At 64.2% G+C, this 14,248-nt stretch carries 13 protein-coding genes; 6 read left to right on the top strand and 7 right to left on the bottom strand.

Going from position 1 to position 14,248, the window contains the following annotated elements; genetic code table 11:
- Positions 1-60 precede the first annotated feature (60 nt).
- Positions 61-792 carry a 2-phosphosulfolactate phosphatase family protein gene (locus CWE16_RS04460; protein WP_131594053.1) on the bottom strand — a complete coding sequence of 244 codons (732 nt, stop codon included), beginning with the start codon at positions 790-792 and terminating at the stop codon, positions 61-63.
- Positions 793-856: 64 nt separating this feature from the next.
- On the opposite strand from CWE16_RS04460, the gene CWE16_RS04455 reads away from it, so the two are divergent.
- The 5 genes from CWE16_RS04455 to CWE16_RS04435 all read left to right on the top strand — a co-directional run bounded on the left by CWE16_RS04455 (position 857) and on the right by CWE16_RS04435 (position 6,386).
- Positions 857-2,437, top strand: coding sequence for a UbiD family decarboxylase (locus CWE16_RS04455; protein WP_131594051.1), 1,581 nt, complete (start codon positions 857-859; stop codon positions 2,435-2,437).
- Positions 2,438-2,443: 6 nt separating this feature from the next.
- Positions 2,444-3,763: a 3-phosphoshikimate 1-carboxyvinyltransferase gene (aroA, locus tag CWE16_RS04450; protein ID WP_131593326.1), complete on the top strand. Its 1,320-nt coding sequence runs from the start codon at positions 2,444-2,446 to the stop codon at positions 3,761-3,763.
- Complete coding sequence (locus tag CWE16_RS04445; protein WP_131593324.1) at positions 3,744-4,706, top strand: tRNA (5-methylaminomethyl-2-thiouridine)(34)-methyltransferase MnmD; 963 nt, start codon at positions 3,744-3,746, stop codon at positions 4,704-4,706. The genes aroA and CWE16_RS04445 overlap by 20 nt, the downstream gene beginning before the upstream one ends.
- A gap of 62 nt (positions 4,707-4,768) precedes the next feature.
- Positions 4,769-6,112 (top strand): bifunctional UDP-N-acetylglucosamine diphosphorylase/glucosamine-1-phosphate N-acetyltransferase GlmU, encoded by a 1,344-nt coding sequence (gene glmU / locus CWE16_RS04440; RefSeq protein WP_131593322.1) that lies wholly within the window; start codon positions 4,769-4,771, stop codon positions 6,110-6,112.
- A gap of 79 nt (positions 6,113-6,191) precedes the next feature.
- Entirely contained in the window at positions 6,192-6,386 is a 195-nt protein-coding gene (locus tag CWE16_RS04435) for a hypothetical protein (RefSeq protein ID WP_131593320.1), read from the top strand.
- A gap of 6 nt (positions 6,387-6,392) precedes the next feature.
- On the opposite strand, the gene CWE16_RS04430 is transcribed toward CWE16_RS04435, so the two are convergent.
- The 6 genes from CWE16_RS04430 to menD form a co-directional block, all read right to left on the bottom strand.
- Positions 6,393-7,769: a UDP-N-acetylmuramoyl-tripeptide--D-alanyl-D-alanine ligase gene (locus CWE16_RS04430; RefSeq protein WP_236629573.1), complete on the bottom strand. Its 1,377-nt coding sequence runs from the start codon at positions 7,767-7,769 to the stop codon at positions 6,393-6,395.
- Positions 7,770-7,771: 2 nt separating this feature from the next.
- On the bottom strand, positions 7,772-8,545 hold the full coding sequence (locus tag CWE16_RS04425) for a hypothetical protein (protein WP_131593318.1): 774 nt from the start codon (positions 8,543-8,545) through the stop codon (positions 7,772-7,774).
- A 6-nt stretch (positions 8,546-8,551) separates the two neighbouring features.
- Positions 8,552-10,102, bottom strand: coding sequence for a glycogen synthase GlgA (glgA, locus tag CWE16_RS04420; RefSeq protein WP_131593316.1), 1,551 nt, complete (start codon positions 10,100-10,102; stop codon positions 8,552-8,554).
- Positions 10,103-10,176: 74 nt separating this feature from the next.
- Positions 10,177-10,758, bottom strand: a complete 582-nt coding sequence (locus CWE16_RS04415; RefSeq protein ID WP_236629622.1) for a L,D-transpeptidase — start codon at positions 10,756-10,758, stop codon at positions 10,177-10,179.
- A 122-nt stretch (positions 10,759-10,880) separates the two neighbouring features.
- The gene (gene menB / locus CWE16_RS04410) at positions 10,881-11,768 is read right to left on the bottom strand and encodes a 1,4-dihydroxy-2-naphthoyl-CoA synthase (RefSeq protein WP_131455487.1); all 888 of its coding nucleotides are present in this window, start codon (positions 11,766-11,768) and stop codon (positions 10,881-10,883) included.
- 30 nt (positions 11,769-11,798) lie between these two features.
- The gene (gene menD / locus CWE16_RS04405) at positions 11,799-13,577 is read right to left on the bottom strand and encodes a 2-succinyl-5-enolpyruvyl-6-hydroxy-3-cyclohexene-1-carboxylic-acid synthase (protein ID WP_443081604.1); all 1,779 of its coding nucleotides are present in this window, start codon (positions 13,575-13,577) and stop codon (positions 11,799-11,801) included.
- A 47-nt stretch (positions 13,578-13,624) separates the two neighbouring features.
- Here menD and lepB point away from each other — a divergent pair, with 47 nt between their 5' ends.
- Positions 13,625-14,239 carry a signal peptidase I gene (gene lepB / locus CWE16_RS04400; RefSeq protein ID WP_131593314.1) on the top strand — a complete coding sequence of 205 codons (615 nt, stop codon included), beginning with the start codon at positions 13,625-13,627 and terminating at the stop codon, positions 14,237-14,239.
- Positions 14,240-14,248: the final 9 nt, after the last annotated feature.

Below are 14,248 nucleotides of genomic sequence, written 5' to 3'. Positions count from 1 at the left end.
CCTGAAAGGGTCCGACTGTAAAGGGATCTGCCGCATCAGCAAGCCCGCAGAGAGTGCCGCTCAGACAGCTCGCAACACCCCTGGCTCCACCTGGGTCGGCACCACTCGGAGCCCATCGAGCTCTGCACAGCAGCGGAAATCGGCATCATGGTTCCCCAGACCGATCAGACGCTGGCCATGGGTGGCCTTGCGAAGACAGGCCTCAGGATCCTGCTGCCATTGGTTCCAAAGAGCGAGCGCCGCCTCCATCTCATCGTTGGCGCTGGATCCACCTTGAGCAATCAGCAGGGACGCCAGCGCACCAGCGGCAAGGGAATCCTCCAAGGAATACGACCCCTCCCAGCCGCTACCGACAATCCACACGGTCTCCAGGGGTTCCGCCAGCAGGCGATCCGCCACCGCCTGACGATTGGGAAGCGCTGCAGTGAAGACGCGAGCGACATCGCGGACCCGCTGCAGGGAGCGGGTCCCATTCGTGGTGCTCATAAAAAGACGCTTGCCCTGCACCAGCTCGGGCACCACGGCGACTGGCGAGTTACCGAGATCAAAGCCCTCCAGTTTCTGGCCGCCACGCTCACCCACCAGCAGACGTTCTGCCGCGGGCCAGGCTGCCGCTGCCGTGCGCAGCTCATCGAGATCGCTGAAGGTCTGCACCGCTTCAGCTCCGTGATGGAGCGCCCAGGCGATGGTGGTGGTGGCACGCAGCACATCGATCACGACAGCGGCATCCACCCTCGAGCTGTCCTGCCCCTCCGGCACATCGGCCGCAACGTGGAAGTAAGCGATCTGCATGGCCACGGAGATGGAGCGGGTGCGTCACAGTACCGGGATCGCCCGTTCCGTCACTGTCAGTTCCATGGCCCTGTTTCGCTCCGGACCGGCGACACGCGATCTCAGGGGCTTTCTCGAGCTGCTGGAAAGCAAGGGACAACTGCGCCGGATCACGGCACCGGTGGATCCGGATCTGGAGCTCGCAGCGGTCGCCGATCGGGTGCTGGCCGCAGGGGGGCCCGCCCTGCTGTTCGAGAACGTGATCGGCAGCTCGATGCCGGTCGCGGTGAACCTGCTCGGAACCGTCGAGCGGGTGGTGTGGAGCATGGGTCTGGAACGGGCCGAACAGCTGGAAGACCTCGGGAGTCGCCTGGCTTTGCTCCAACAACCCCGCCCGCCCAAGGGACTGAGCGAAACGAAGGCTTTTGCTCGGGTGTTTTGGGATCTGCTGAAGGCGGTGCCGGATCGGGACCTGACGCCGCCCTGCCATCAACAGGTCTTCGAAGGGGAGGCGATGACACTCGATGCGCTTCCCCTGATCCGGCCATGGCCCAGTGATGCCGGAGGGGTGATCACCCTGGGGCTGGTGATCACGAAGGATCCCGAGACCGGTGTTCCCAATGTTGGGGTCTACCGCCTTCAGAAGCAGTCCTTCAACACCATGACGGTGCACTGGCTGAGTGTGCGTGGGGGAGCCAGACACCTGCGCAAGGCAGCGGCCATGGGCAAGAAGCTTGAAGTCGCGGTGGCGATCGGCGTTCACCCCCTGCTGGTGATGGCAGCCGCAACTCCGATCCCGGTGCAGTTGAGCGAATGGTTGTTTGCCGGGCTCTATGCCGGCGAGGGGGTGCGTCTCACCCGCTGCAAAACCCTCGACCTCAAAGTACCCAGCCACAGCGAAATCGTTCTCGAGGGCACGATCACGCCTGGGGAAGTGCTTCCCGATGGTCCCTTCGGAGATCACATGGGCTTCTACGGCGGGGTGGAGGATTCACCGCTCGTGCGCTTCCACTGCATGACGCAACGGCGGAAGCCGATCATGCTGACCACCTTCAGCGGTAGGCCACCGAAGGAAGAAGCGATGCTCGCGATCGCCCTCAATCGGATCTACACACCGATCCTCCGTCAGCAGATTCCGGAGATCAAGGACTTCTTCCTTCCGATGGAGGCCCTCAGCTACAAGCTGGCTGTGATCTCCATCGACAAGGCCTATCCGGGTCAAGCCAAGCGCGCGGCCATGGCCTTCTGGAGCGCCTTGCCCCAGTTCACCTACACCAAGTTTGTGGTGGTGGTGGACAGCCACATCAATGTGCGCGATCCCCGCCAGGTGGTCTGGGCGATTGCAGCCCAGGTGGATCCACAGCGGGACCTGTTCGTTCTCGAGAACACTCCATTCGACAGCCTCGATTTCGCCAGTGAGCAGCTAGGGCTTGGGGGACGACTGGCCATCGACGCCACCACCAAGATCGGTCCGGAAAAGAACCATCCCTGGGGCGAACCCCTCAGCCGGCCCGCCGACCTAGAGGCACGGGTCAGCAGCCGCATGGAGGAGCTGGGCTTGGGGGATCTCGATGATCAGAGCCCCGATCCGGCACTGTTCGGCTACGTCCTGGATGCATTGCTGCAGAACCGACCCATAGGATCGGCAGCATCCAAAGGCGGCTGACCGAACGTGTCCGGAACGACTGGCTCTCCCCGTGACCTGAAGGCGGGCGGACGTCTGAGCGGACGGGTCACCGTGCCTGGAGACAAGTCGATTTCCCATCGGGCGTTGCTGTTCGGCGCGATCGCGGAGGGAACGACCACCATCGAGGGCCTGCTGCCGGCAGAAGATCCGATCAGCACTGCCGCCTGCCTGCGGGCGATGGGGGCGGAGATCAGCCCGATTGAGTCTGGGGCGGTGATCCAAGTGAAGGGCGTGGGCCTCGATGGGCTGGATGAACCCTCTGAAGTGCTCGACTGCGGCAACTCCGGCACCACCATGCGTCTCATGCTCGGCCTTCTGGCCGGACGCGAGGGGCGTCATTTCGTGCTGAGTGGAGATGCCTCTCTGAGACGACGGCCAATGGAACGGGTCGGACAGCCCCTCGCCCTGATGGGCGCTGAAGTGCGCGGACGGGACGGCGGCAACTACGCACCACTGGCGGTGCAGGGCCGCAAGCTCCACGGAGCGGTGGTGGGCACACCTGTGGCCAGCGCCCAAGTGAAGTCGGCACTGCTGCTGGCGGCCCTCACCGCTTCAGGGCCAAGCACTGTGATCGAGCCCGCCCATTCCCGAGACCACAGTGAACGGATGCTGCGGGCTTTTGGGGCCGACCTTGAGGTGGGTGGCGAGATGGGACGGCACATCAGCGTCAGGCCCGGTGCCACTCTCACCGGTCAGCACGTTGTCGTGCCCGGTGACATCAGCTCAGCGGCGTTCTGGCTGGTGGCCGGAGCACTGATCCCAGGAGCTGAGATCACCATTGAAAACGTGGGTCTGAACCCCACCCGCACCGGTGTGCTCGACATTCTCGAGCAGATGGAGGCACGGATCGAAGTGCTGAACCAGCGGGATGTGGCCGGCGAGCCGGTGGGCGATCTGCGCGTGCATCACGGCCCCCTCAAAGCCTTCCAGTTCGGGGAAGAGATCATGCCCAGATTGGTGGATGAGGTCCCGATCCTTGCCGTGGCCGCCTGCTTCTGCGATGGCATCAGTCGCATCAGCGGCGCCTCCGAACTCCGCGTCAAAGAAACCGACCGACTGGCGGTGATGGCCCGTCAGCTCAAGGCGATGGGCGCCTCGATCGAAGAGCAGCCCGATGGCCTGATCATCCACGGAGGCCAGTCGCTGCGGGGGGCTGCCCTCGACAGCGAAACCGACCACAGGGTGGCCATGAGCCTGGCGGTGGCAGCGATGCTGGCGGATGGAGATTCCACGCTCGAGCGGAGCGATGCAGCGGCCGTGAGCTATCCCACCTTCTGGAGCGACCTTGAGCGACTGCGCTGCTGAGGACTGCCCCCTCGGCCATCTGACAGCCCTGGAAACAGCGGATGGAAGCCTGAGTCTCCACAGTGATCATTTCCAGGAGGCCTTCCATAGCTCTGTGGGAGCTCTCGAGGAGGCGCGGGCCAAATTTGCCCAACCAGCTGAACTACAGCGCTTCCTTGCAGGATCGGCGCTGCGGGTGCTGGATGTCTGCGTTGGACTCGGCTACAACAGCGCCGCCCTGATGTCGGAGCTGGAGGAGCGACACGGGCCCATGGTGCCGGAAGAAGCACCTCGATTGGATTGGTGGGGGCTGGAGCTGGATCGTCGCCCCCTCGCCATGGCGTTGGCCCACGCACCATTCCTCAAGCTCTGGCCCGAACCTGTACGCCATCGTCTTGAGGCCCTGCAGAGGAACGGTGGCTGGCAAGACCGCACCAGTGCCGGAACAATCCTCTGGGGCGATGCGCGCCAGACCCTCAAGCAGTTGCCGTCGGGTTCCGGCTTTGATCTGATTCTTCACGATGCCTTCTCCCCCAGCCGCTGCCCCGAGCTCTGGAGTGAGGAATTTCTTCGAGGTCTGGCGGAGCGCTTAGCTCCCGGAGGACGGCTGCTCACCTATTCGAGAGCAGCGGCTGTGCGAGGGAGCCTGAGCAGGGCAGGACTGGAGTTGCGCTCGCTGCTGCCGGCTCCAGGCCAACGCAAAGAGTGGAGCTCGGGCACCCTGGCCAGCCGCCCCAACCCCAGCGATCCGCTGCCGAACTACGGGCCCGGCTGGCAACCCCTCACCACCATGGAGCAAGAGCATCTACACACCCGTGCGGCCATCCCCTATCGGGACCCAGGGGGGACGGATAGGGCCGCATCGATTCAGCAACGTCGACGGGATGAGCAGGGCTGCTGCACGCTGGAGAGCACGAGCTGTTGGCAGCGACGCTGGATCCATCGTGTTGCATCCATGGGCTGATCGGCCGTCGAGTCCCAAGCGACGGAGATCCCGGTAGATTCCGCCCGACTCGACCGCTGCGCATGCTCGCCGTTGCCGTTCTGGCCGCTGGAAAAGGCACCCGCATGAAAAGTGCCCTGCCCAAGGTGCTGCAGCCCCTGGCTGGAGCCACCCTGGTGGAGCGGGTCCTGGCCAGTGCTGGCAACCTGCAGCCGGAGCGCCGTCTGCTGATCGTTGGCCACCAAGCCGAGCGGGTCGAGCAGCAGCTCAGTCATCTCCATGGTCTGGAGTTTGTGCTGCAGCAACCCCAGAACGGCACAGGCCATGCCGTGCAACAGCTGATGCCGGCCCTGAAGGGATTCAGCGGAGAGCTGCTCGTGCTGAATGGAGATGTGCCTCTGCTGCGTGCGGAGACGATCGACCAGCTGGTGAGCCAGCACCGCCGCAGCGGCGCCGATGTCACGCTGCTCACGGCCCGGCTTGCCGATCCCAGCGGCTATGGAAGGGTGTTTGCCGATCCAGAGGGACGGGTGAGCGAAATCATCGAGCATCGCGACTGCAACGAGGAACAGCGACAGAACGACTTAACCAACGCAGGCATCTACTGCTTCAACTGGGAGGCGTTGATGACGGTGCTGCCGAAGCTGAGCACCGACAACGACCAGGGGGAGCTCTATCTGACCGACACCGTGGCGATGCTCGATACAGCCATGCACCTCGAGGTGTCAGACCCCGACGAGGTGAACGGCATCAACAACCGCCAACAGCTGGCGCAGTGTGAAGCGTTGCTGCAACAGCGCCTTCGCGACCATTGGATGGCGGAAGGGGTGACCTTCATCGATCCGGCCAGCTGCACCCTGAGCGAAGCCTGCAGCTTCGGCCAGGATGTGGTGATCGAACCCCAGACCCACCTGCGCGGCCGCTGCCAGATCGGGGACAACTGTCGGATCGGTCCCGGAAGCCTGCTCGAGGATGCCGAACTCGGCTGCGATGTGACCGTGCTCCAGTCCGTGGTCCGAGAGGCCAAGGTCGGCAATGGCGTCGCCATTGGCCCCTTCGCGCACCTACGACCATCTGCAGTCATCGGTGATCAGTGCAGGATCGGCAACTTTGTGGAGGTCAAGAAAAGCGAGCTGGGCTACGGCACCAAGGTGAATCACCTCAGCTACATCGGCGATGCCCAGTTAGGAACCAACGTCAATGTGGGCGCCGGCACCATCACCGCCAACTACGACGGTGTGAATAAACACCGCACCATCATTGGTGACGAAAGCAAGACAGGGGCCAATTCGGTGCTGGTGGCGCCGGTCACCATCGGCGCCAAGGTCACCATTGGCGCCGGCTCAACGATCACCAAGGATGTACCCAATGGCGCCCTGGCCCTAGGGCGGGCCAAACAGCTCGTGAAGGAGAACTGGGCTGGTTAAACAGCAGAAACTCTTCAGCACTGACCCGATGGCGAAATCATCGTGACGTGTGAGCGTAAGGGCGACCTGCGCTGCGGCAATGCCTCTCCAACAGCGATACACCGTGCGGTATCGGGACCGCAATAGCGCGTCAATCGAACGTTGCTACTACGCCCGTGATGTGCATGAGGCCAGGGTGTTGGCGATGGAGTCGATTCCTTTTATCCGCAACCACCCCATGGCGATCGATCTGATTCGCCGAGAGACCAGCCATCCCTTCAATCGCGCGGCCTGAATCGACCTAGCCAGTCGGCAGCGTATCGAGGAGGGGCAGCAGTCGCTCCAGAGCCACCCCGCGGCTGGCCTTGAGAAGCAGCGTGTCACCGGAATGGAGCCAGTCCCGTAGGGGATTCATGGCGTCTTCCGGTGTGCTGACCCGAGCAAAGGCTGGCAAGGACAGTGCGATCGGTTCCATCGCCTCCGCTTCCATCCCATCGACCACCAGCACAAGACCATCAAGACCGAGTGCCACGGCATGTTCAGCCACCTGACGGTGCAGCTCCACACTGCGCTCACCCAGCTCCAGCATGGTGCCAAGCACCGCGAAGCGACGTCCGCCATGGCTCGCGAGTAGGTCGAGAGCAGCGAGAACGGCCTCAGGGGAGGCGTTGTAGGTCTCATCAAGCACGGTGATGCCACCCAGATGCAAGCGACGATTGCGTCCACCGGGCATGTCCACCTCGAAACGCTCCAGCTGCTGCAGATCCACCCCAAGCTCCTCAGCCACGGCCAGGGCGAGCAGAAGGTTACGGGCGTTGTGACGCCCCTCGAGTGGCAGCTGAACCCTGCGTCCGTTGCAAACCAGTCGCCCGGCCGCCTCATCGATTCGACCCAGGCAATCGGGAGGATGGGCCTGCAGGACCGGATCCCCCTCGAGTGCGACACGACGCACCCGGCCGCTCCAGCGGCTGGAAAGGGTCTGTTCCAGCAGCGGATCCCCGGCCGGAATCACCACCAGTCCATCGGCGACCAAGGCCTCTGTGATCTCACATTTAGCCGCCGCAATCGCCTCCCGACTGCCCAAACGACCGATATGGGCGGTGCCGATGTTGGTGATCACCGCGACCTGCGGCTCCGCGCAGCGGGAAAGACGGGCGATTTCCCCAGGGCCACGCATGCCCATTTCAATCACTGCAGCACGGTGCTCCGGCCCAAGCCCCAACAGCGTGAGGGGAACGCCGATGTCGTTGTTGTTGTTGCCAATGCTGGCCTGAACAGCTCCAAGCGGTGCGAGCGCTGCACGAATCAGCACGCGCGTGGTGGTTTTGCCCGCAGAGCCCGTCACCGCCACCACAGGGCACGACAGCTGGCGACGATGGAGGCACGCCAGCTGCTGATAGGCCTCCTGGGTATCGGCAACGGTCCAGTGGAGTAAGCCCTCCGGTATGGGGTGACGGGTGTCTTGGTTGACCACAGCCGCCTGGGCAGGGCAAACAGCTGCCTGAGGGAGGAAGCTGTGCCCATCAAAACGATCGCCGACCAGGGGCACGAAGAAGGCACCGGCCTGGAGCAGGCGACTGTCGGTGCAAACAGGGCCCAGGGGTTGCGCCAACTGCGCCGGGTCGACCAGACCTTGGGGAGCCCCCCAGATCTCCATCAATTGCCTGAGCTGCAGCACGGTCAGCGTCCCGATGACTCGAACAGGATCATGCCGCTGCCAACACGAGCTGTCCTGGCCAGAAGCCGCTGATCGGCCGCCTCGATGCGCAGCTCACTGAACCCCTCTGCTTCCAGTCGCTCCCACCAATGATCAACGCACTGCTGGCGTCTGGCCTCTGGGAGCACAACCCACCCTTCAGACACCACCAACAGCACGCCATTGATCGAGGGCTGGGGGGTGGCGGCGGTGATCCATGCATCGTCATCACTCAGAAAGCGCAGCAGTGGGTCGATCGGAGGCGCAGGGGTCTGGAGAGGGGAGGACTGCTCGAGGGCCTGTTGCTCTGCCTGATCCACGAAGGGCTCGGGTGATGGCTCCGACGATGCCCCCGGCAATGGCGGCACGACTGAATCGCCCAGGGCCGAGGCTTCAGAGGCAGATTCCGAGATCGCCGGACCGGTTCTTCCATCAGCGGACAGCGGACTGGTGGTGAGATGCATCACCTCCTGGGAGGGTTCTGGTGACGGATCCCGCCTCAACTGCAGCACGATGCCACCTAGGAGCAAGAGAAGCAGCAGCAGACAGAGGGGCCAAAACAGGGGAGCAAGATCACGGGGCCAGAAGCCTGGGGTGGAGAGAGTCCCTTCAGCGTTACGACGCCACAGCTCCTGAAGCCGCAACCGCAGGTCGGCGACAACGGCTCGCAGATTCTCCAGCAGTGTCGACCAGGGATTGGCATAGGGGGCCGGCAGCGGCCCGGTCGAGGGCTGATCGCGACTGGAGGGATCCACCATCAATCGTCAGGAACGCTTCCTCCCCAGCAGTCTGGACAGGGGATTCCGGCGAGGACCATCGAGCGGAGCCCGACCGACTCCAGGGGCGGGAACGAACGGGTCTTGATCGGCATGGCTGCGGTTGGGATCGGCTTCCTGGCCAAGGGAGAAGCTCTCGACGGCCGCCGCATCCGGGCTGGGCTCTTTGAGTCCGCAAACGTCGCGATACATCTGGTCGTAAGCGAGGGCGGAGCGATCCCAGCTGTAATCCTGTCGCATGCCGCGCAGCTGCAGCTCCCGCCAGCTGTCCCGATGGCGATAAGCCTCCCAGGCCCTCACCAGGGCTGTGTAGAAGTCAACCGGCTCGAAACGGTCGAAGCAGAAGCCAGTGCCGGTCTGATTGGCGGGATCGTGGGGCGGCACCGTGTCCACGAGACCACCAACCTTGCGGACCACTGGGACGCACCCGTAGCGCATGGCCATCAGCTGACTGATGCCACAGGGCTCAAAGCGACTTGGCATCAGGAAGGCATCGCTGCCTGCATAGATGAGACGGGAGAGGGCGTCGTCGTAGGTGAGGAAGACGGCAACCCGTCCGGGATGCCGTGAGGCAAGCTGCCAGAGACCGGACTCCAGGCCGCGATCACCGGTGCCCAGAACCACGATTTGGGTATCGGTGTACGCCAACAGACGATCGGCCACCTGAAGAAGCAGATCGACCCCCTTCTGATCGACCAAGCGGCTCACCATTCCAAGGAGGAAGGTGTCGGGATTCACAGTGAGTCCCATGCGCTCCTGCAGAACCCGCTTGTTCTCGGGACGACCGGACAGGTCGTCGGCGCTGAAGTGGGAGGGAAGCGCAGGATCCGTGGCGGGGTCCCAGGCCTCGAGATCGAGCCCATTCAGAATGCCGCGGAGCTTTCCGGAGATGTAATTGAGCAATCCGTCGAGCTTTTCGCCGTATTCGGCCGTACGGATTTCACAGGCGTAGGTGGGAGAGACGGCATTGACACGATCGGCATACAGCAGGGCTGCAGCCATGGTGTGGTCTCCCTGCATGTACCAGGGGCACCAGGTCATGCGATCGAGCTTCCAGCGCCAGGGGCCCTGGTACTTGAGGTTGTGGATGGTGAAGACCGTGCTGATCTCGGGGTCTTGATGCATCCAGACCGGAATCATGCCGGTATGCCAGTCATGGCAATGCAGCACCTGGGGCTTCCAGACGTTCCAAGCGAACTCTGAGGCGGCACTGGCAAAGAACGTGAAGCGCCAGTCTTCATCCTCTCCGCCATAGATCCGCTCAGGATCGAACACGGGATGGCCGACCAGGTAGATCGTCATCCCATTGCTGGGGTGTCGCGTCTCGTAGACCGCAAATTCTGTGCCCATGGTCTGGGCGCGCCAGATGGGCTCGTCGCTAATGGCCAAGCGGCTCCAGAGCTTGCTATAGCCAGGCATGATCAGGCGCACATCATGGCCGAGCTTGGCCAGGGCAGGTGGCAGAGAGCCGACCACGTCGCCCATGCCACCCACCTTCACCATCGGGGCGCACTCGGCAGCAGCAAAAAGAATGCGCATGGTCGGTGGAACCCCAAGAAGGCGCCGCGACTTTAAGGGGAATCACGCCGGGGAAACCGCACGTGGCCAGAGCTTCAGGGAATCACGGTGACGGGCGTTCCCAGACGAACCAGTTTGAAGAGCTCCTGCACATTCTCCTCGTAAAGGCGAACACAACCGTGGGAGACGGCCCGGCCGACGGTCCAGCGATAAGGGGTGCCATGGAAACCGGCGACGGTGCAGCCATCGATATCGAGGTATTGCTCACCATCCCAGCCCGAACGCCCTTTGCAATCGCGATAGAAACCGATCCAGCGGGATCCGAGGGGATTGCGTTTCCCCTGGCGGATGTTTTCGCCGGTGATCGGATGGGTCCAGACCGGCTCATGGATCTTCTGCAAGACCCGATGGCGACCGGCCGGTGTCTCCCAGCCTTCGGTGCCCACGGCGGCTGGGAAGCGATGGGTGAGCACTCCATCGCGCAGCACCATCAGTTGGCGGTGGGTGCGATCCAGCACCAACTGGAGACCCTTCGCATCCAGAAGATCAGGGGGGATGCGCTGCAGGGATGCTTGCTCGGAGATCGGCTCGGCAAGCGGCGGAATCGGGTCAGCCGGACGTGCTGTCTCTCCTCCCTGGACCTGGGCACGGACCAAGCAGGGAATGGTGCTGACCAAGGTCAGCGTCAGCGTGGCGGTGAGCAGCAGACGCGGGCGAAGACGCAACACGGTCGGAGCGAAAAAGGTCGAGAACGAAAAAGGTCGAGAACGAAAGCGGTGGAAGCGCTGCCCTTGTTTAGCTAAGGGAGCCAGGGGGAGGCAGAAAAGTCGGGGGATCGCTTGTCCAGGAAGGCATTACGGCCCTCCTGGCCCTCAGCCGTTCGATAGAAGAGATGGGTGGCCTGACCCGCCAGCTCCTGAATCCCAGCCATGCCGTCCGTCTCGGCATTGAAGGCCGCCTTGAGGCAACGGATCGCCGTCGGGCTGTGCTGCATCACCTCCTGGGCCCAGCGAAGGCCCTCGGCCTCCAGTTGCTCCAGCGGCACCACAGCGTTCACCAGACCCATGGCCAGAGCCTGCTCAGCCCCGTACTGGCGGCACAGGAACCAGATCTCACGCGCCTTGCGCTGCCCCACCACCCGGGCCAAGAAGCCGGCACCGAAGCCGCCGTCAAAGCTGCCAACCCTTGGGCCTGTCTGGCCAAACACAGCATTGTCAGCGGCCAAACTGAGGTCGCAGAGCAGGTGGAGCACCTGGCCACCGCCGATGGCATAGCCAGCCACCAGGGCAATCACCACCTTGGGCAGGCTGCGGATGATGCGCTGCAGGTCGAGCACGTTGAGGCGAGGCAGCCCCTCCTCGTCCAGGTAACCGCCATCCCCGCGAACGCTCTGATCTCCTCCGGCGCAGAAGGCATAGCCACCGTCTTCGGCGGGGCCAACTCCCGTGAACAACACCACCCCGATGTCACTGGCATCGCGGATCCGCGTGAAGGCATCACAGAGCTCCACCACCGTGCGGGGCCGGAAGGCGTTACGCCGGCGTGGACGATTGATCGCCACCCGGGCGATACCACCAGGACAGCGATCCAAAAGAATGTCTTGGTAGTTCCCCCAGGGCTCCCAGACCACGTTGGACTCCCCGTTGGACTCCCCGGGGAGCACGCGGCGGTGTTGGTGATCGGTCATGGCCTCGCCCCATCGGCAGCGCCATTGTGATCACCCACCCGGATCTTCCGTCTGAAGGGTTCTGCGCAACTCCTGCCGCAGGCGCGCATCCCTGTCCCTGTCGGTACAGACCCGCAACAGGGAAGGACGGGCCTGGGCCCAACCCCAAGCCAGTGCCTCGGGGAGATCCTCCAGGCAGGCCAGCTGCCGCACCGGATGGCCATGGGCGGCGGCAAGGGCCAGCGGATCAACGGCCTGGGGCATGGCGAAGAGCTGCTCCAAGGCCTCCTGGGGGGCCGTCGGCACAGGCAGTTGCTGAAAGATGCCACCACCGCCGTTATCGATCAGCAGCACCAGCAAGGGAGGACCATCGGCATCGGCGAGTAACCAGCCATTGCTGTCGTGTAACAGGGCGATGTCGCCGGTCAGCAAGAGGGTGCGCCCGCGGGCCCGGGCCAGGCCGAGCGCTAATGAGAGGGTCCCGTCAATCCCGGAAGCACCACGAAAACTGAAGCAGCGGATGCCGGGACCGGCCGCAGGCGCGAAAGCCTGCCAGTCGCGCACGGGGCTGCTGGCGGCGAGCATCACCGTGCAGGGATCAGGCAACAGCGGGGGAAGCGCCTGCATCAAAGCGGGCTCCGTGATCGCTCCCTGCTGCGGCAACAAGCGCTCCAGGGAACGGCGAGCCTGCTGATCACGCTGCTGCCACAGGCGACATAGAGCGAGGCCGGCCGGCTCCGCACCCGTAGGGCCGGATGCGGACTGATCCTGTTGCTGCTTCCACCAGGTGGCCAGACCTGTCGACCACTGGGAGGCCTTGCGGAGGGGATCCAGCCCGCGCTGATCGCCTTCGCTGACCAGCACCTGAGCACCATCGAATGCCTGCAACCAGCGCTCAAGCCGGCGGCTGGCCGGCATCGGCCCCAGGCGCAGCACCTGGAGATCGGCCGCGGAGAGCTCCGCTGGCCAAGGCAGACCGTCGGGGAGCAAGACATCCCAAGCGCGAATCTGCCCGGGCAGCTCGGGGGGAACGGCGGCGAGGGGGTCCACCAGCACCGGCCAGCCACTGCGCTGCTGCCAGGCGAGCAGGGCCTGTTCGTGGGCAGCCCGCAAAAGCGGACGACCTCGCCAGGGGCCGGCGATCACCAGGCCAGGACGGTCGGGATCGAGGGCGAAACGCGCCTCCCAGGGGGCTGCCTCCATGGGCTCCTGCAGGCAGCCTGCCTCGCCATCGCTCGTCGGGGCAGACCATCCGCTCCAGAAGTGCTCCTGCTCTTCCACAGAGGGATGGAGAGGTTCCTCGAAGGGGAGATTGAGGTGCACCGGGCCGGGCCAATGGTGGGCCTCACGCCAGGCCTGAGCAGCCAGATCATGGATGGCGAGTGGGAGCATGCGATCAAGACCTGCCAGATCGGCACTGCCACTCCAGCGACACACTGGAACCAGAAACGCCTCTTGATTCACCGTCTGGTTGGCACCGCAGTGCTTGAGACGCAGGGGCCGATCGGCAGTGAGGAAGAGCAGTGGTAAACAGGAACGATCGGCCTCCACGGCCGCCGGCAGCAGGTTGGCCACGGCGGTACCCGAGGTGGTGATCACGGCGCTGGCACGGCCACTCGAGGCCGCGAGCCCGAGCGCATGAAAGGCGGCGGAGCGCTCATCGATGGCGGTGATGAGTCGGAGCAGACCTGCCCGCTGGAGCCCCCCGGCGGCATGGGCCAACGGGCCACTGCGACTCCCGGGGCAGAGCACCACATCGGAGAGCCCATGGCCGATCAGGCCCTCGAGAAGCGCCACAGCGGCCTGCAGGTTGGCGAGTGGGCGCGGCAAAGGGAACCCCAGGGCTGATGCGATCCTCGTTGAATACGGATCCAGCCATGGACAGCCCACAAACAACGAGCCGTTCCGGCGGCAGCTGGCGCAGCCTCCTGGTTTGGGTGCTGGTGGCTCTGCTGCTGCGTTGGCTCGTGCTCGAGCCCCGCTGGATCCCGTCGGGCTCGATGCTGCCCACCCTGCAACTGCAGGACAGGATCCTGGTGGAGAAGCTGCGCCCCAGGCTGGCGGCAAGCCGGCATCAACCCCTGCCCCTGGGCAGCGTGGTGGTGTTTGCGGCACCGCCCCAATTGGTGATGGCGGGGTACGACGCGAATGCGGCCTTAATCAAGCGGGTGGTGGGACGTCCTGGAGATGTCCTCGAAGTGCGCGATGGGGTGTTGCTGCGGAACGGACAACCGGTGCGTGAAGCCTGGCTGGAGGAGCCGATTGACTACACCCAAGCCGCGATCACAGTTCCACAGGATCAGCTCTGGGTGTTAGGCGACAACCGCAATGCCAGCCTCGATTCCCACCTCTGGGGCCCTCTACCCCAGGAACGAGTGATCGGCACAGCGGTCTGGCGCTACTGGCCGCTGAGCCGGTTCGGTCCGATACGGTTCCCCCACCCAACCGCTGCGGGTGTGATTCAGGCAGCTGCGGTAGGGTCAACGTCGTGACGGAGAGCA

This window comes from Synechococcus sp. BS55D (genome assembly GCF_004332415.1).
Classification (GTDB): Bacteria; Cyanobacteriota; Cyanobacteriia; order PCC-6307; family Cyanobiaceae; genus Synechococcus_C.
Note: the sequence above shows the minus strand (reverse complement) of the source record. Positions and strands in the feature narration are given on the sequence as shown.

Excerpts from the sequence above, each read along its gene's own strand:
- CWE16_RS04460 (WP_131594053.1), bottom strand. The coding sequence starts at position 792 with ATGCAGATCGCTTACTTCCACGTTGCGGCCGATGTGCCGGAGGGGCAG.
- CWE16_RS04455 (WP_131594051.1), top strand. The coding sequence starts at position 857 with ATGGCCCTGTTTCGCTCCGGACCGGCGACACGCGATCTCAGGGGCTTT.
- glmU (WP_131593322.1), top strand. The coding sequence starts at position 4,769 with ATGCTCGCCGTTGCCGTTCTGGCCGCTGGAAAAGGCACCCGCATGAAA.
- CWE16_RS04435 (WP_131593320.1), top strand. The coding sequence starts at position 6,192 with ATGCCTCTCCAACAGCGATACACCGTGCGGTATCGGGACCGCAATAGC.
- CWE16_RS04425 (WP_131593318.1), bottom strand. The coding sequence starts at position 8,545 with ATGGTGGATCCCTCCAGTCGCGATCAGCCCTCGACCGGGCCGCTGCCG.
- glgA (WP_131593316.1), bottom strand. The coding sequence starts at position 10,102 with ATGCGCATTCTTTTTGCTGCTGCCGAGTGCGCCCCGATGGTGAAGGTG.
- menB (WP_131455487.1), bottom strand. The coding sequence starts at position 11,768 with ATGACCGATCACCAACACCGCCGCGTGCTCCCCGGGGAGTCCAACGGG.
- lepB (WP_131593314.1), top strand. The coding sequence starts at position 13,625 with ATGGACAGCCCACAAACAACGAGCCGTTCCGGCGGCAGCTGGCGCAGC.